The sequence below is a fragment of the Sphingomonas sp. CFBP 8765 genome (genome assembly GCF_014841445.1).
GTDB classification, from domain to species: domain Bacteria; phylum Pseudomonadota; class Alphaproteobacteria; order Sphingomonadales; family Sphingomonadaceae; genus Sphingomonas; species Sphingomonas aerolata.
This window is the reverse complement of record NZ_JACYTY010000002.1, coordinates 760,064-775,933: the sequence shown is the minus strand read 5'-3', so window position 1 is coordinate 775,933 and position 15,870 is coordinate 760,064. Positions and strand designations below refer to the sequence as shown.

Sequence of the window (15,870 nt, the reverse complement as noted above, 5' to 3'; positions counted from 1 at the left end):
GCGGAAGAGGCACAGACTACCCCCTCTCCCTTCAGGAGAGAGGGAGGGACCCGTGCGAAGCATGGGAGGGTGAGGGGATGAAACGGCCACCCGGCGTCGCAGCGCGAGACCGTCAACGTGATGCACGCAAAGCGCCCACCGAGCCCGAACATCGCCTCTGGCAAATCCTCCGCAACCGCCAGCTGGCCGGCCTCAAATTCCGCCGCCAAGTTTGGATTGGTCCCTATATCGTCGACTTTCTTTGCGCCAAAATTGCGCTCGTCATCGAAATCGACGGTGACACGCACGCGTCCGCCGATGCGCAGGCCTATGACAAACGGCGAACCGCGTTATTAGAAGCCGAAGGCTACCGGATATGCCGGTTCGGGAATGATGACGTGATGACGAATATCGATGGTGTTGCTGCGGCGATCGTCGCCCGCGCCAACGCCCCCTCACCCTCCCACCGCGTTGCGGCGGGCCCCTCCCTCTCCCCCGAGGGGAGAGGGTTTTGAGCGTCAACACGTTCGGGCGGATGTTCCGCTTCACCACCTGGGGCGAGTCCCACGGACCCGCGCTCGGCGCGGTGGTCGACGGCTGCCCCCCCGGCATCCCCCTCACCGAAGCCGATATCCAGCCCTGGCTCGACAAGCGCCGTCCCGGCACCTCGCGCTTCACCACGCAGCGGCGCGAGCCCGACGCGGTGCGGATCCTCTCGGGCGTGTTCGACGGCCGCACCACCGGCACGCCGATCAGCCTGATGATCGAGAATGTCGACCAGCGCTCGAAGGACTATTCGGACGTCGCCAAGGCCTATCGTCCCGGCCATGCCGACTATGCCTATGACGCCAAATACGGCTTTCGCGACTATCGCGGCGGCGGCCGGTCGTCGGCGCGCGAGACCGCGGCGCGCGTCGCCGCCGGTGCGGTGGCGCGGCTCGTCGTGCCCCAAGTCCGCGTCCGCGCCTGGGTCGAGGCGATTGGCGGCGACGCGATCGACCCTGCCAACTTCGACGACGCACAGATCGACCAAAACCCGTTCTTCTGCCCCGACGCCACGGCTGCGCTGCGCTGGGAGGCGCTGGTCGACGCCGCGCGCAAGGCGGGATCGTCGCTCGGTGCGGTGATCGCGTGCGAGGCGACCGGCGTCCCCGCAGGCTGGGGCGCGCCGCTCTATGCCAAGCTCGACGCCGAACTCGCCTCGGCCTGCATGAGCATCAACGCGGTCAAGGGGATCGAGATCGGCGACGGGTTCGCTGCTGCCGCGCTCTCGGGCGAGGCCAATGCCGACCCCATGCGACCGGGCGCAGAAGGCCCCGAATTCCTGGCCAACCATGCCGGCGGGATTGCCGGCGGGATCGCCACCGGCCAGCCGATCCGCCTGCGCGTCGCGTTCAAGCCGACCAGCTCGATCCTCACCCCCGTCGAGACGATCAGTCCGTCCGGCGAGGCCGCGACGATCGCCACCAAGGGCCGCCACGACCCCTGCGTCGGCATCCGCGGAGTCCCCGTGGTCGAGGCGATGGTCGCACTTGTCCTTGCCGATCAGGCGCTGCTCCACCGCGGCCAATGCGGCTGACGGGGGAACATAAGTCGAACCGGAACGCTGTGTCTCCAACACGATAGGAGAGAAACATGCGTATTCTGACCTCGATCGCAGCGGCAGCCCTGATCCTTCCGGCCGCCGCCATGGCCCAGACCACCGGCGGTACCGCAGGTGGCACCATGGGCGGTACGATGGGCGGCGGCACGACTGGTGGCACCATGGGCGGTACCATGGGTGGCGGCACCACCGGCGGCGCGATGGGCGGCATGTCCACGGGTTCGACGGCGCAGTCGGGCACCACGGCCACCGATTCCGCGACCCAGACCCGCACGCAGCGCGGTACCCGCGCCCATAGCCGCACGCGCGGCACGACGGGTACGACGACCGGTACGACCACGGGTCCCGATACGGTGACGGGCACCGGCACCACGACCGGCACGACCTCCGGTTCGATGTCGACCGGCAGCACCGGCCCGGGCACCATGGGTGGAACGATGGGCGGCACGGCCGCAGGTGGCACGATGGGCGGCACCATGGGCGGGACTGCAACGACCGGCGGTACCGTGGGCGGCACGCCGCCACGCTGAGCCACACAGGCTGATCCAAAAAAAAGGCCGGGCAATCGCCCGGCCTTTTTCATGTCAGCGCCTGTTGCCTCAGTCCGAGAACGGATCCCTTACCAGGATCGTGTCCGCCCGCTCCGGGCTGGTCGAGACCAGCGCCACCGGGCAACGGATCAGCTCCTCGATACGCCGGATATACTTGATCGCCTGTGCCGGCAGGTCGGCCCAGCTACGCGCACCGGCAGTGGTTTCCTGCCAGCCTTCCATCGTCTCGTAGATCGGCTCGACGAGCGCCTGGTCGGCGGCATGCGCCGGAAAGTAATCAAGCGTCTCGCCGCGCAGACGATAGCCGGTGCAGATCGACACCGTCTCGAACCCGTCGAGCACGTCGATCTTGGTCAGTGCGATCCCGGTGATGCCGCCGACCGCCGCCGACTGGCGCACCAGCACCGCGTCGAACCAGCCGCAGCGGCGCTTGCGTCCGGTGACGGTGCCGAACTCATGCCCGCGCACACCGAGCCGCTCGCCGGTCTCGTTCTCGAGCTCGGTCGGGAACGGCCCCGACCCGACGCGCGTCGTGTACGCCTTGGCGATCCCGAGCACGAACCCGACCGCGCTTGGCCCCAGGCCCGAACCGCCCGCCGCAGCGCCCGCAATCGTGTTCGACGAGGTGACGAACGGATAGGTGCCGTGATCGACGTCGAGCAGCACGCCCTGCGCGCCCTCGAACAGGATCCGCTTGCCGGCCGAGCGCGCCGCGTTCAGGTCGCGCCACACGGGCTTGGCGAACGGCAGCACGAAGCCGGCAATCTCGCGCAGCTCGGCGATCAGCGCCGCACGGTCGATCGGCGGCTCGCCGAACCCGGCGCGCAGCGCGTCGTGATGCGCGGTCAGACGGTCGAGCTGCGGCCCCAGATCGTCGAGATGCGCCAGATCGCACACCCGGATCGCACGGCGACCGACCTTGTCCTCATAGGCCGGGCCGATGCCGCGCCGCGTCGTGCCGATCTTGCCCGCGCCGCTCGCATCCTCGCGCAGACCGTCGAGATCGCGGTGGAACGGCAGGATCAGCGCGCAGGTATCGGCGATGCGCAGCGTCTCGGGCGTCGCGACGACACCCTGCGCGCCCAGCCGCGCAATCTCGTCCTTGAGCGCCCAGGGATCGAGCACGACGCCGTTGCCGATGAACGACGGCGTGCCGCGGACGATGCCCGAGGGCAGCAGCGACAGCTTGTACACATTCTCGCCGACGACGAGCGTGTGGCCGGCATTGTGGCCGCCCTGGAACCGCACGACCATGTCGGCACGCTCGGCGAGCCAGTCGACGATCTTGCCCTTGCCTTCGTCGCCCCATTGCGCGCCGATGACTGCTACGTTGGCCAAACTCTATCTCCTGAGAATTACCCGCAGCGCCTACAGCGCGCGGGGCGCATCCGCCACCCAAAGATGCGTGCAGACCTGCGCTTCGGGGGTATCGCCCGCGTCGAGCGCGGCGACCGTGACCCAGCCCTGCGCCCGCATCGCCGCACCGTCGGCCGCCGGCGTACCCAGCGGCAGGAACAGCCGACGGCGATCAACGCTGACGACCCGGTCGACCAGCGGGTCGGCAAACAGCGAGAAGCCCGTCGCGGCTTCCTCGGCACCGCTTTCATGCACCACGGTATAGGTGCCGCCACGCCCGACCTCGCGCGCGCTGCCATCCGCGAACAGCGAGAAGCCGAGCCAGGTCTGATATTCGAACCCGTGCCGCTCGGTCGGGTCGAGCGTCAGCGCGACGCGGCCGTCGAGCGCCGCGGCGATCCGCGTGAGCGCGTCGAGCCGCGACGCGAGCGCGCCCGTCGTATCGAACATCCGCAGCCGCTCCATCGCCGGCGCGAACGGCCCCGCCGCCTCGATCAGCGGCAGATAGGCGGGCGCAAGCGCGGCGACCGCGCCGGCATCCTTGGCATCGAGCCGGTCGCGCAACGTCGCGACCTGATCGGGCGCGACCGGCAGCGGGCCCGCCGCAAGCGTCGACACCAGATCGGGCAGCGTGAAGTCGATCGACGCGCCGCGGACCTCGGCCGCGCCGAGCATGTCGACCGCGACCGCGACGACCTCCTGCGCGGCGGCGACCGAATCAAGCCCGATCAGCTCGCAACCGATCTGCCGCGTCTCGCGCGCGGGCGCGAGCTGCGACGCGCGCAGCTTGAGCACGGAGCCGGCATAGCTCAGCCGCACCGGCCGCGGGTGATGCCCCATCCGCGTGGCCGCGATCCGCGCGACCTGCGCGGTGATGTCGGGCCGGATCGCGAGCGTACGCTGCGACACCGGATCGACAAACCGCACCGCATCGTGCAGGCCGCCGGCCTTCAACCGCATCTCTAGCCCGTCGGCAAATTCGGCCAGCGGCGGATCGACGCGCTCATAGCCGTGCAGGCGTGCAGCCTCGAGCACACGCGCTTCGAGCGCGGCTGCCGAATCGGCGAAGGGGGGCAGGCGGTCGCGAAAACCTTCGGGGAGCAAAGCAGTCATGCGCGTGCCTCTAACCACTTCGCCCCCCGTTCGCGAGCCTTAGAAGTTGAGACCCATCGCAGTCTTAACCCCCGGCAGCGCGCGCACCTTGGTCAGCAGCTCCGGCGTCACCGCCTCATCGACCGACAGCAGCAGCACGGCCTCGCCGCCCGCCTGGCGGCGGCCGAGATGGAAGGTGCCAATATTGACCCCTGCCTCGCCCAGCGCCGTCCCGAGACGACCGATGAACCCCGGCGCATCCTCGTTGACGACATAGAGCATCGGCCCCGCCAGATCGGCCTCGATCTTGATGCCGAGCAGTTCGACCAGACGCGGCGCCGAATCGCCGAACAGCGTGCCCGCGACCGAGCGCTCGCCATCCTCGGTCCTGACCGACACGCGCAGCAGCGTGTGGTAATCCGCCTCGCGCTCGGTCCGCACCTCACGCACTTCGAGCCCGCGTTCGCGCGCCAGCACGGGGGCATTGACCATGTTGACGGTGGCGGTCTGCGTCTGGAGATAGCCCGCCAGCACCGCGCTGGTGATCGGCTTGGGGTTCAGCTCGGCCGCCGCGCCCTCGGTATGCACCGAGATCCGCGTCACCGCGCCATGCGTCAGCTGCCCGACCAGCGCGCCGAGCTTTTCTGCCAGCGCCATGTACGGCTTCAGCTTGGGCGCTTCCTCCGCCGACAGCGACGGCATGTTGAGCGCGTTGGTGACGCCGCCCGACATCAGGAAATCGGCCATTTGCTCGGCGACCTGGATCGCGACATTGACCTGCGCCTCGGTCGTCGACGCGCCAAGATGCGGCGTGCTGATGAAGTTCGGCGTGTTGAACAAGGGCGAAGCCTTGGCGGGCTCCTCGACGAACACGTCGAGCGCCGCGCCACCGACCTGGCCCGAATCGAGCGCCGCCTTCAGCGCAACCTCGTCGATCAGCCCGCCGCGCGCGCAGTTGATGATCCGCACGCCCTTCTTGGTCTTGGCGAGCGCCTCGGCCGAGAGGATGTTGCGCGTCTGGTCGGTCAGCGGCGTGTGCAGCGTGATGAAGTCGGCACGTGCGAGCAGCTCGTCGAGCGTGACCTTCTCGACACCGATCTCGATCGCGCGCTCGGGCGTCAGGAACGGATCGAACGCGACGACCTTCATCTTGAGGCCACGCGCGCGGTCGGCGACGATCGAGCCGATATTGCCCGCGCCGATCAGGCCGAGCGTCTTCGACGTCAGCTCGACACCCATGAAGCGGTTCTTCTCCCACTTGCCGGCCTGCGTCGAGGCATCGGCCTCGGGCAGCTGGCGGGCGAGCGCGAACATCAGCGCGATCGCGTGCTCGGCGGTGGTGATCGAGTTGCCGAACGGCGTGTTCATCACGACGACGCCCTTCGCCGAGGCGGCGGGGATGTCGACGTTATCGACGCCGATACCCGCGCGGCCGACGACCTTCAGGTTGGTCGCGTGCTCGAGGATCTCCTTGGTCACCTTGGTCGAGCTGCGGATCGCGAGACCGTCATACTCGCCGATCATCGCCATCAGTTCGGCGGGCGTCTTGCCGGTGATCTCGTCGACCTCGACGCCGCGCTCGCGGAAGATCTGGGCGGCGCGGGGATCCATTTTGTCGGAAATGAGGACTTTTGGCATGGGATTGCTCCTGGGAATGTCGGGGGAACGGAGGTGCGCGCTCGGTTTTGAAAGTCCGTCCTCACCCTGTCCCGTCACCCCGGCGGACGCCGGGGCCCAGGGTTGCGGTCCGCTTAGTGAGCGGATGCTCCGTGTCCATGGGTCCCGGCGTTCGCCGGGATGACGGAAAAGGGCGGTGGGAAAAACGGGCGGCAGTAGCGGGTTTTAGGCAGCCTTGGCGGTCGCGTAGGCCCAGTCGAGCCACGGCCCGAGCGCGACGATATCGGCGGTGTCGACGGTCGCGCCGCACCAGATGCGCAGGCCCGGCGGCGCGTCGCGGTAGCCCGCGACGTCGTACGCCGCGCCGGCCTTTTCGAGCGCGGCGGCCATCGCCTTGATCATCGCCTCGTCGGCACCCTCGACCGTCAGGCAGACGCTCGTCTTCGAGCGCGTCGCCGGATCGGCCGCGAGGTGGCCGAGCCAGTCGCGCTCCGCGACGATCTTGTCCAGAGCCGCGGCATTGGCGTCGGACCGCGCGATCAGCCCGTCCTCACCCAGCGACTTCGCCCATTCGAGGCTGAAGATCGCATCCTCGACGGCCAGCATCGACGGCGTGTTGATCGTCTCGCCCTTGAACACGCCCTCGGCGAGCTTGCCCTTCGAGACGAGGCGGAACACCTTCGGCAACGGCCAGGCGGGGGTGTAGCTCTCGAGCCGCTCGACCGCGCGCGGGCCGAGGATCAGCACGCCGTGTGCGCCCTCGCCGCCGAGCACTTTCTGCCACGAGAAGGTCGCGACATCGATCTTCGTCCAGTCGATGTCATAGGCGAACACGCCCGACGTCGCGTCGGCGAACGACAGGCCCTCGCGGTCGTCGGGGATCCAGTCCGCGTTGGGCACGCGCACGCCGCTGGTGGTGCCGTTCCAGGTGAACAGCACGTCGTTCGACCAGTCGACCGATTCCAGATCGGGCAGCTGGCCGTAATCGGCGCGCACCACGGTCGGGTCGATCTTGAGCTGCTTGACCGCATCGGTCACCCAGCCCTCGCCGAAGCTTTCCCAGGCGAGCGCGGTGACGGGCTTGGCGCCCAGCATCGTCCACATCGCCATCTCGTACGCGCCGGTGTCGGAGCCGGGGACGATGCCGATGCGGTGCGTATCGGGGAGCTTCAGCAGTTCGCGCATCAGGTCGATGCTGTACTGGAGGCGGGTCTTGCCGATCTTCGAGCGATGCGAGCGGCCGAGCGAATCGGTGGCGAGCTTGTCCGCGGACCAGCCCGGAGGCTTCGCGCAGGGACCGCTGGAGAAAAAGGGGCGTGCCGGCTTGGTCGCAGGCAGCGCAGGCGCACCTGTGGCGGTGGCGTAGGTCGTATCAGTCATGTATCTCTCCTCACAGAGAGCACGCGCGGCGTTGGGACCGCGTGGCCCGTCGCCGGCCCTAACGACGTGGCGCGGCGAGTCAACCTTGTCCGCGCATGCGCTTCCGTCGCCACGCTCCCCCGTTCGCCCCGAGCGAAGTCGAAGGGCAGCGCCGCACACGTCCACGCCTCGACTCGCCGCAACGCCGCCCCGCAACGCGTGACAAGCCGGTGCCACGCGGGGATGATGGCCCCATGTACCGCGTCCTTTACCCTGTCCTGCTCGCGCTCGCGCCCATTCTCGCGCTTGCCGCCTGCGGCCGCGCCGATCGCCCCGCCGCGCCGCAACAGACCCGCCCCAACCTCTCGGTCCCGAGCAACCGCGAGACCGCGCAATGCCTCGCCGACCTGCGCCAGCTCCACGTCTCGTTCCAGCTCCTGCCCGACCGCGAGACCGGTCCCGGCTGCGGGCTCGCGGGCACCGTCAAGCTGGTCGATATCGGCGTCCCGGTCGCCAACCTCACCGCGGTCCGCTGCGGCGCGGCGCGCGCGCTGATCGGCTGGACGCGCAACGCGGTCGCCCCCGCCGCCTATCAGATGCTCGGCAGCGAACTCGCGCGGATCGACAGCATGGGCAGCTATGCGTGCCGCAACGTGGTCGGCTCGGCCCGCAACGCGAGCCGCCGCTCGGGCCATGCGGTCGCCAACGCGGTCGATATCGGCGGGTTCGTGCTGAAAGACGGACGACGGATCAGCATCCTGAACGACTGGTCGTCGCCCGACCCGCAGGTGCGGCAGTTCCTCCAGACGATCCGCGCCTCGGCCTGCAAGCGGTTCGGGACGGTGCTCAGCCCCGACTATAACGCCGCGCACCGCAATCACCTCCATCTCGAGGACGATCGCGCGAATTTCTGCCACTAGTACACCGGTCTAGCCCTGCGCACGGCTTTCGACTAAATCCGCCGAAATGACAGATACCCGCATTCCCTCACGCGTTTTCGCGAACGCCAGCCAGGACGCTGAAACCGCCCGCGAGATCGTTTCCACGCCGCAGACCCAGCATCCGCATTACCGGCTCGCCTTCCAGGACATGGACTTCCTGCTCCGCGAAGACCTTCGCCCGGTGCGCTTCCAGCTCGAGCTGCTCAAGACCGAACTGGTGCTCGAGGAAGCGAAGATCGCCTCGACCTTCGTCTTCTACGGCTCGGCGCGCATTCCCGAGCCCGCCAAGGCACAGGCGCTGCTCGAACTCGCCAGCGACGAGAAGTCGAAGAAGATCGCCGAGCGGCTAGTCGAGAAGTCGAAATATTACGACGTCGCGCGCGAGCTCGCCGCCAAGGTCAGCGTCCTGCCCCGCGACGAGCGCGGCTGGCGTCAGTTCGTGGTGTGCTCGGGCGGCGGCCCGTCGATCATGGAAGCAGCGAACCGCGGCGCGACCGATGTCGGCGCCGAATCGATCGGGCTGAACATCGTCCTGCCGCATGAGCAGGCCCCCAACCCGTACGTCACCCCGTCGCTGTCGGTGCAGTTCCACTATTTCGCGCTGCGCAAGATGCACTTCCTGCTCCACGCCCGCGCGCTGGCGGCGTTCCCGGGTGGGTTCGGCACGTTCGACGAGCTGTTCGAACTGCTGACGCTGATCCAGACGGGCAAGATCCAGCCGATCCCCGTGCTGCTGTTCGGTCGCCAGTTCTGGGAGCGCGTGGTGAACTTCGACGCGCTGGTCGAGGAAGGCGTGGTCAGCGAGAAGGACCTGTCGATCTTCCGCTATGTCGAGACCGCCGATGAAGCCTGGGCCGCGGTCCAGTCCTTCTACCGCGAGCGTGCCGCGGCCGAAGCCGCGGAAGCCTGATCTTCTGCCCCCTCTCCCCTCGGGGGAGAGGGCCGGGGTGAGGGGCTGCCAAACAGCGCACACCCCGCAGCAGCCCCTCTCCTCACTGAGGAGAGGGAGCCGCGATTACTGCTCCGTCCGCGCACCCTTGCGTGCGGCTTCCGGATCGACCGACGGCGCACCCGAAGCCGCCGTACCGGTGTTCGCGATATCCGCGGTATCGCCGCCATTCTCGACCGCAGCCTCGGCGGCGTTGGCGGTCGCAGGCTGATCTCCAGCGGCGGCGGGTTCTGCACCGGCGGCAGGCGCTGCCGGCAAGGGCAGGTTCGACCCCTGCTGGTTGAGATACAGGATCACGTTCGCGCGGTCCTCGGCACTGCCCAATCCCGCAAAGGTCATCTTGGTGCCCGGCGCGAACTTACGCGGGCTGGTCAGCCACGCGTTCATCTTGTCGAAGTCCCACTTGCCGCCGACGCCCTTCAGCGCGTCGGTGAAGGCATAGCCGCCCTTGCCCTGCGCGATCCCTTCGCCCAGCGTCGCGTACAGGTTCGGACCGATCCCGTTCGCGCCGCCCTGGTTGATCGTGTGGCACGCGGCGCACTTCTTGAAGACCTCGGCGCCCTTGGCAGCATCGGCGGTCGGCAGCAGCGACGCGATCGCCACCTCGGCAGCGCCACCGCCGGCACCCTCCTCGACGACGCCCTCGATCGCATAGCCCATCTTCTCGGGGCGCTCGCCGTGGAACAACATGCCCCCCACGATCGACAGCCCAAGCGCCGCACCACAACCTGCGAGCACCCAGCCGGCGATCGTATTGGTCCTGTCGTCCATAAAGCGCACCCACCCCTATTTGATTTAGGACAGCCATAGAAAAGCCTGACCGACACCGCAAGCAAACGCTGCGCCCCGTCTTGCGCGGGCGCCGCGCGCCCTTGATTGCATCCGGCCCGCTGGCTACGCGCCGTGACGATGGAAAACTTCGCCGCCCCCGCCCGTCCGATCGTCGCGCGGATGACCCAAGCCGCGATGGCGGAGCCCGCGCGCGCGGTCGCGTTTCAGGGCGCGCCCGGCGCCAACAGCCATGTCGCGGCGACCGAGGCATTTCCGGACGGCCTGCCGCTGCCCTGTTTCGACTTCGCCGATGCGATCGACGCGGTGAAGGACGGCCGCGCCGACTGTGCGATCATCCCGATCGAGAATTCGCTCCACGGTCGCGTCGCCGATATCCATTTCCTGCTGCCGGAATCGGGGCTGGTGATCACGGGCGAGCATTTCCTGCCGATCCGCCACGCGCTGATGGGGATCGGTCCGCGCGACGGTATCCGCCAGGCGATGAGCCATCCGCAGGCGCTCGGCCAGTGTCGCCACTGGCTCAAGGCGCACGGGATCGAGCCGGTCAGCTATCCCGACACCGCGGGCGCCGCGGCCAAGGTCGCCGAGCTTGCCGACCCGACGATCGCCGCGCTCGCGCCACCCGCCGCCGCCGCGCTCTACGGGCTCGATCTGCTTGCGACTGACATTGCCGATGCCGATCACAACACGACCCGCTTCGTCACGCTCGCGCGCGGCGGCAAGCCACCGGCGGCGCAGGAGCCGGCAGGCGGCGACTGGATGACGACGCTGATCTTCGAGGTCCGCAACGTCCCCGCCGCGCTCTACAAGGCGATGGGCGGCTTCGCGACCAACGGCGTCAACATGACCAAGCTTGAGAGCTACCAGCGCAACGGCAGCTTTGCCGCGACCGAGTTCTACGCCGATGTCGTCGGCAAGCCGGGCGACGCCAATCTCGACCACGCGCTAGAGGAACTCGGCTTCCATTCGAAATGGCTCCGCGTGCTCGGCACCTACCGCCAGGCGCGCACGCGCGGCTGAGTCACCCCTTCGCCCAGACGGTCAGCAGCGTGTGCGCGATCGCATAGGGCGGTGGCGGCAGGAACGGCCCCTCCTCGCCGCGCAGCACCGCGCGCACCATCTCGCGCGGCACCCACATCGCATCCTCCAGCTCGTTCACGTCGAGCGTGATCGCATCGTCCACGGCCTCCGCGACGCACGCGATCATCAGCGAGGAGGGGAAGGGCCAGGGCTGGCTCGCGACATAGCGGACACGGCCAACGCGCACGCCCGATTCCTCCGCAATCTCGCGCGCGACCGCCTCCTCGATCGATTCGCCGGGCTCGAGAAACCCCGCCAGCGCCGAATAGCGCCCCGGCGGCCAGCCCTTGCCGCGGCCGAGCAGCGCGCGGCCGTCATGCTCGGCGATCATGATGACGACGGGATCGACGCGGGGGAAATGCTCGGTCGCGCAATTGGGGCATTTGCGCGCCCAGCCCGCGCGGAACATCGCCGTCGCGGTCCCGCATTTCGCGCAGAAGCGGTGCCGGACATGCCAGTCGAGCACGCTGCGCGCCGCGGCATAGGTCGCCGCCTCGCCCGGCGCGAGGCTGCCCAGCACCGCCATCAGCGCGGGCGAGCGCATCGCCGGGGCGTTGTCGACCCCCATGCCCGCCAGCAGCGCGGTGAAATGCGGCCGCCCGCTCTCGTCGAGCCCGAGCAGGATCGGCTCGGCATCGTCGGGCAGGTCCGCCATCGACGTCCATTCGAGCCGCCCCTCGCCCGTCACGGCGGGCAACAGACCGTCGAGCGCGAGCAGCCGCGCCCGCCAGTCGCCCTGCGCCGCCGCCAGAGCGTCTGCATCGTGGCGCAGAGCATCGGCACGATCGAGCATCCCCCCGGTAAAACCCGGTGCGACATCGGGCATGAGATCCGCGGTCAAGCTCATCGGCGCACGCCCCCCGCGGATCCGCTTCGCGCGACATCGGCGACCAGCGCGCCGACCACCTCTTTCCGCAACGGCCATTTCTCGCCGGGGAAATAATTGACCATCACCGTGCTCCGGACATGACGGACCGGGTCGACCCAGGCAAACGTCCCCGCCGCGCCGCCCCAGCCATAGGTGCCCTTCGACGCGCCGCCCGGCACGTCGGCCAGATAGACCGACCCACCCGCGCCGAACCCCATTGCGTTACCTACAGTCGCCGCACCGGTCCCGGTGCCGATCCCGCCGAACGACACCCCCTTGGGCATCAGGTTCGACATGCCGAGCGCGACCGTCTCGGGCTTCATCACCCGCACGCCGCCCAGCGTCCCGCCATCCTGCAGCATGTGCAGGAACCGGTCATAATCGCGCGCCGACATCACCAGCCCCGCGCCGCCATAGGGAAAGCTCGGCCGCTCCGCGAACACCGACGCCGCCGCAGGGTCGAGCGGGGTGCGGTTATCACCGACGAACGCATAGTTGGTCGCCAGCCGCTTCACTTGGTCCTGTGGCACCATGAAGAAGGTCGAATTCATCTTGAGCGGCGCGAACATCCGCGTCTGCAGGAACCGCTCGAACGACATCCCGCTCGCCACTTCGATCACCCGGCCCATCACGTCGAGCCCGATCGAATAGCTCCACTTCGTCCCCGGCTCGGCGACCAGCGGCAGCGTCGCGGCGCGGTTGGCGAAGTCCTCGAGCGAGGTCGGGCGCACCTTGGCCATCTGCGTTTCCATCTGCGCATTGACCGACATCGGCAGCACGCCACGCTGCTCATATTCCTTGAGCAGCGGGCCCTTCACATTGATGCTGTAGCCGAGCCCCGCAGTATGCGTCAGCAGCATGCGGATCGTGATCGGCGTCGTCGCGGGCCGCGTCGCCAGCGACGTGTCGGGGTTGGTCGCGACCGTCATCGTCTTGAACGCGGGGATGTATTTGCTCAGCGGATCGTCGAGGTTCAGCCGACCGTCCTCGACCAGCATCATCGCCGCCATCCCGGTGATCGGCTTGGTCATCGAATAGACCCGCCACAGCGAATCGGCGTCGGCGAACGGCCGCCCGGGCTCGTCGCCGATTTTGCCGCTGGCCAGGAACAGGGTCGGCCGGTCGCCCAGACCGAACGCGCCGACGACACCGGGCATCTTGTTGTCGCGGACATAGCCGTCGAACAGCCGTTCGACGCTCGGCAAGGCGGCGCGTGCGGGATCGCCCGCGCGTTCGGTGACGGCGATAGTGCCGGGGGCGGCCTGTCGCTGCGCCTGCCCCAGGGCTGCGGTCGCCGCCAGTGCGGCAATCACGCCGGTCGAAATCCAGTGTGCACGCGTCATGCAGGCCTCCCTATCGCGCCCGTATAGCCTGGGCGGCCTTGGCGAAAACGGTCGGCAGCCCGGCGGTATCCAGGGTCTCGACGGGCCACCATTCGCCGGGTTGATGCGCCTCCACCCGCGCCACCGCAAGACCGAGTTCGAGGTCGAAATGCGTGAAGCCATGCGTGACGCGGTCGTCGAGCATCTGCCAGTCGGCCTGTGCCGGCGCGGCCTCGAACCCCGGCGGCTGGTCGGTCCAGGGCCCGGTCGGCAGCGCGCGCATGCCGCCGAGCAGCCCGGTATCGGGGCGGCGCACCAGCAACACCTGTCCGTCGCGCTCGAGCCAGAAGATCGTCCCGTGACGCTGCGGCTTGGCGGCCTTCTTCGCCTTGACCGGCAGCCGTTCGGGCTCGCCTTGCGCAAAGCCGTCGCAGTCGGGGCGGAGCGGGCACAACAGGCATTTGGGGTTGCGCGTCGTGCAGATCGACGATCCCAGATCCATCATCGCCTGCGCGAAATCGCCGGCTCGCATGTCGGGCGTGATCGTGTCCGCGGCCGCCCGGATCGCCGGGCGCGCGGCGGGGAGCGGCGTCGTGATCGCGAACAGACGCGCGACGACGCGCTCGACATTGGCATCGACCACCACCGCGCGCTCGCCGAACGCGATCGCCGCCACCGCCGCCGCGGTATAGGCGCCGAGCCCGGGGAGCGTGCGCAGCTCGGCCTCGGTCCGCGGAAACACGCCATCATGCTCCGCGACGACAGCCTTGGCCGCCTTCACCAGGTTACGCGCGCGGGCATAATAGCCGAGCCCCGCCCAGGCGGCCATCACATCAGCATCGTCCGCCGCGGCGAGGCTCGCAAAATCGGGCCAGCGCGCGGTCCAGGCGAGGAAGCGCGGGGTGACCGCGGCGACCGTGGTCTGCTGCAGCATCACCTCCGACAGCCAGACGCGATAGGGATCGACCGTCTCGCCCGGCCGGGCGCGCCACGGCAGCACGCGACGATGCGCGTCATACCAGTCGAGCAGGGCCACGGGGACCGAAGAGCGCTTGGCGTTCACGCGCCGCCTATGGCATGGGTGGCGCGATGAGCAACCCGCCCGGTATCACCACCGAACAAAAGTCCGCGACCGCGGCCAGCACGACGGACGTTCCGCCCGCGCGCAAGACCGCCGCCCGCAAAGCTGCTGCCCGCAAACCCAAAGTCGACGCCGATGCGCCGCGCGCCAACCGGTCGCGCGCCGTCGCCGAGCTGCTCCCCGCGATCGGCGGCGCGGCGTTCCGGCGCTTCGGCTTCATCCAGTCCTCGGTCGTCAGCCGCTGGCCCGAGATCGTCGGCGAGCGCTTTTCCGGTGTCAGCACGCCCGAATCGATCCGCTTCCCGATGGGACAGAAACAGGATGGCGTTCTGACCCTGACCGTGCGCGGCGCGCATGCGCCGATGATGCAGCACGTCATCCCCGAGATCACCGAGCGCGTGAACCGCTTCTTCGGCTACGCCGCGGTCGCGCGCATCACCATCCGCCAGGGCGAGGTTGCGAAGCCGCGCGTCAAGGCGGCGCCACCCCCGCTCCGCACCGTCCCCGCCGATCTCGGTCTGAGCCTGAAGGGCATCGCCGATCCCGAACTGCGTGCGGTCCTCGAATCCCTCGCCGCCGGCGTCGCCTCGACGAGCGGCCTTCCCAGGATCAGCTGAATGCGTCTGTTCTTTGCGTTGTTCGGTTTCGCGCTGCTCACCGCGGCCGTGCCCGCCCCGAAGCCCGTGCCCGTCACCCGGACGGCGAGCGGTACCTATGTGCTCGGCAGCCCCGCAGCCCGGGTCAAGCTCGTCGAATATGCCAGCTACACCTGCTCGCACTGTGCCGATTTCTCGACCCAGTCGCAGGCGGTGCTGAAGGGCAAGATGATTGCGTCGGGATCGACCAGCCTCGAATTCCGCCACATGATCCGCGACCGGCTCGATCTCGCCGCGGCGGTGCTCGCACGCTGCACCGGGCCACGTGGCTTCTTCCCGACATCGGCGGCGATCTTCGCGGCGCAGCCCGCCTGGCTCGAAAAGGGGATCGAGTTCCAGCAGGTCAACGCCGCGCGCATCAACCTCTATCCGCGGCCGGCGCAGCTCAAGGCCTATGCCGATGGCGCGGGGCTGACCGATCTGGTCAAGGCACGCGGGCTGTCCGCCGCCGCGATCGACGCGTGCTTCGCGGATACGGCGGAGATCGACCGGATCCTCGCCATCACCGCGGCGGCACCGCCCGAGGTCGATTCGACGCCGTCCTTCTTCATCAACGGCAAGGTCATGCCGCATGGCGGCTGGGCCCAGCTCGAACCCGCGCTGCGCACTGCCGGCGCCCGCTAA

Annotated in this window: 16 protein-coding genes; 8 read left to right on the top strand and 8 right to left on the bottom strand. The window is 69.0% G+C overall.

The window, feature by feature from the left end; genetic code table 11:
• The first annotated feature begins 77 nt into the window (after positions 1–77).
• The 3 genes from IFT87_RS08210 to IFT87_RS08200 are packed head-to-tail and all read left to right on the top strand — an operon-like array spanning position 78 to position 2,112.
• Entirely contained in the window at positions 78–494 is a 417-nt protein-coding gene (locus IFT87_RS08210; RefSeq protein ID WP_192008092.1) for an endonuclease domain-containing protein, read from the top strand.
• Entirely contained in the window at positions 491–1,558 is a 1,068-nt protein-coding gene (gene aroC / locus IFT87_RS08205) for a chorismate synthase (RefSeq protein WP_192008090.1), read from the top strand. The genes IFT87_RS08210 and aroC overlap by 4 nt, the downstream gene beginning before the upstream one ends.
• A 56-nt stretch (positions 1,559–1,614) precedes the next feature.
• On the top strand, positions 1,615–2,112 hold the full coding sequence (locus tag IFT87_RS08200; protein WP_192008088.1) for a hypothetical protein: 498 nt from the start codon (positions 1,615–1,617) through the stop codon (positions 2,110–2,112).
• Positions 2,113–2,181: 69 nt separating this feature from the next.
• Here IFT87_RS08200 and IFT87_RS08195 read toward each other — a convergent pair whose 3' ends face one another.
• From IFT87_RS08195 to IFT87_RS08180, 4 genes are all read right to left on the bottom strand, one after another.
• Complete coding sequence (locus IFT87_RS08195; protein WP_031440105.1) at positions 2,182–3,471, bottom strand: adenylosuccinate synthase; 1,290 nt, start codon at positions 3,469–3,471, stop codon at positions 2,182–2,184.
• Positions 3,472–3,501: 30 nt separating this feature from the next.
• Complete coding sequence (locus IFT87_RS08190; protein WP_056674010.1) at positions 3,502–4,602, bottom strand: ATP phosphoribosyltransferase regulatory subunit; 1,101 nt, start codon at positions 4,600–4,602, stop codon at positions 3,502–3,504.
• Positions 4,603–4,641: 39 nt separating this feature from the next.
• Positions 4,642–6,219, bottom strand: coding sequence for a phosphoglycerate dehydrogenase (gene serA, locus IFT87_RS08185; protein WP_031439797.1), 1,578 nt, complete (start codon positions 6,217–6,219; stop codon positions 4,642–4,644).
• Positions 6,220–6,423: 204 nt separating this feature from the next.
• Complete coding sequence (locus IFT87_RS08180) at positions 6,424–7,578, bottom strand: phosphoserine transaminase (protein ID WP_037529883.1); 1,155 nt, start codon at positions 7,576–7,578, stop codon at positions 6,424–6,426.
• A gap of 233 nt (positions 7,579–7,811) precedes the next feature.
• Between IFT87_RS08180 and IFT87_RS08175 the strand changes: the two genes are divergently transcribed.
• Together IFT87_RS08175 and IFT87_RS08170 are read left to right on the top strand one after the other, a co-directional pair.
• The gene (locus IFT87_RS08175) at positions 7,812–8,477 is read left to right on the top strand and encodes an extensin family protein (protein ID WP_037529882.1); all 666 of its coding nucleotides are present in this window, start codon (positions 7,812–7,814) and stop codon (positions 8,475–8,477) included.
• 46 nt (positions 8,478–8,523) lie between these two features.
• Positions 8,524–9,408, top strand: a complete 885-nt coding sequence (locus IFT87_RS08170; protein WP_031439794.1) for an LOG family protein — start codon at positions 8,524–8,526, stop codon at positions 9,406–9,408.
• A 105-nt stretch (positions 9,409–9,513) separates the two neighbouring features.
• Here IFT87_RS08170 and IFT87_RS08165 read toward each other — a convergent pair whose 3' ends face one another.
• Entirely contained in the window at positions 9,514–10,218 is a 705-nt protein-coding gene (locus tag IFT87_RS08165) for a c-type cytochrome (protein WP_031396507.1), read from the bottom strand.
• Between the two features lie 138 nt (positions 10,219–10,356).
• Here IFT87_RS08165 and IFT87_RS08160 point away from each other — a divergent pair, with 138 nt between their 5' ends.
• On the top strand, positions 10,357–11,259 hold the full coding sequence (locus tag IFT87_RS08160; protein WP_037529881.1) for a prephenate dehydratase: 903 nt from the start codon (positions 10,357–10,359) through the stop codon (positions 11,257–11,259).
• Position 11,260: 1 nt separating this feature from the next.
• Here the strand turns inward: IFT87_RS08160 and nudC are convergent, their stop codons facing one another.
• Genes nudC through IFT87_RS08145 form a run of 3 tightly spaced genes read right to left on the bottom strand, consistent with a single transcriptional unit; the run spans position 11,261 to position 14,572 of the window.
• A complete protein-coding gene (gene nudC, locus IFT87_RS08155) occupies positions 11,261–12,166 on the bottom strand; it encodes an NAD(+) diphosphatase (RefSeq protein ID WP_037529880.1) in 906 nt (301 codons plus the stop codon).
• A complete protein-coding gene (locus IFT87_RS08150) occupies positions 12,163–13,530 on the bottom strand; it encodes a serine hydrolase domain-containing protein (protein WP_192008086.1) in 1,368 nt (455 codons plus the stop codon). The genes nudC and IFT87_RS08150 overlap by 4 nt, the downstream gene beginning before the upstream one ends.
• A gap of 10 nt (positions 13,531–13,540) precedes the next feature.
• Positions 13,541–14,572: an A/G-specific adenine glycosylase gene (locus IFT87_RS08145; RefSeq protein ID WP_037529879.1), complete on the bottom strand. Its 1,032-nt coding sequence runs from the start codon at positions 14,570–14,572 to the stop codon at positions 13,541–13,543.
• 26 nt (positions 14,573–14,598) lie between these two features.
• Between IFT87_RS08145 and IFT87_RS08140 the strand changes: the two genes are divergently transcribed.
• Positions 14,599–15,207, top strand: a complete 609-nt coding sequence (locus tag IFT87_RS08140) for a DUF721 domain-containing protein (protein ID WP_084215154.1) — start codon at positions 14,599–14,601, stop codon at positions 15,205–15,207.
• On the top strand, positions 15,208–15,870 hold the full coding sequence (locus IFT87_RS08135) for a DsbA family protein (RefSeq protein ID WP_192008084.1): 663 nt from the start codon (positions 15,208–15,210) through the stop codon (positions 15,868–15,870). It abuts the gene before it with no gap.

What these genes read in the sequence shown, in the direction of transcription:
- IFT87_RS08210 (WP_192008092.1), top strand. Translation starts at nt 78, where the DNA reads ATGAAACGGCCACCCGGCGTCGCAGCGCGAGACCGTCAACGTGATGCA.
- IFT87_RS08200 (WP_192008088.1), top strand. Translation starts at nt 1,615, where the DNA reads ATGCGTATTCTGACCTCGATCGCAGCGGCAGCCCTGATCCTTCCGGCC.
- IFT87_RS08190 (WP_056674010.1), bottom strand. Translation starts at nt 4,602, where the DNA reads ATGACTGCTTTGCTCCCCGAAGGTTTTCGCGACCGCCTGCCCCCCTTC.
- serA (WP_031439797.1), bottom strand. Translation starts at nt 6,219, where the DNA reads ATGCCAAAAGTCCTCATTTCCGACAAAATGGATCCCCGCGCCGCCCAG.
- IFT87_RS08180 (WP_037529883.1), bottom strand. Translation starts at nt 7,578, where the DNA reads ATGACTGATACGACCTACGCCACCGCCACAGGTGCGCCTGCGCTGCCT.
- IFT87_RS08175 (WP_037529882.1), top strand. Translation starts at nt 7,812, where the DNA reads ATGTACCGCGTCCTTTACCCTGTCCTGCTCGCGCTCGCGCCCATTCTC.
- IFT87_RS08170 (WP_031439794.1), top strand. Translation starts at nt 8,524, where the DNA reads ATGACAGATACCCGCATTCCCTCACGCGTTTTCGCGAACGCCAGCCAG.
- IFT87_RS08165 (WP_031396507.1), bottom strand. Translation starts at nt 10,218, where the DNA reads ATGGACGACAGGACCAATACGATCGCCGGCTGGGTGCTCGCAGGTTGT.
- IFT87_RS08160 (WP_037529881.1), top strand. Translation starts at nt 10,357, where the DNA reads ATGGAAAACTTCGCCGCCCCCGCCCGTCCGATCGTCGCGCGGATGACC.
- nudC (WP_037529880.1), bottom strand. Translation starts at nt 12,166, where the DNA reads ATGAGCTTGACCGCGGATCTCATGCCCGATGTCGCACCGGGTTTTACC.
- IFT87_RS08150 (WP_192008086.1), bottom strand. Translation starts at nt 13,530, where the DNA reads ATGACGCGTGCACACTGGATTTCGACCGGCGTGATTGCCGCACTGGCG.
- IFT87_RS08140 (WP_084215154.1), top strand. Translation starts at nt 14,599, where the DNA reads ATGAGCAACCCGCCCGGTATCACCACCGAACAAAAGTCCGCGACCGCG.
- IFT87_RS08135 (WP_192008084.1), top strand. Translation starts at nt 15,208, where the DNA reads ATGCGTCTGTTCTTTGCGTTGTTCGGTTTCGCGCTGCTCACCGCGGCC.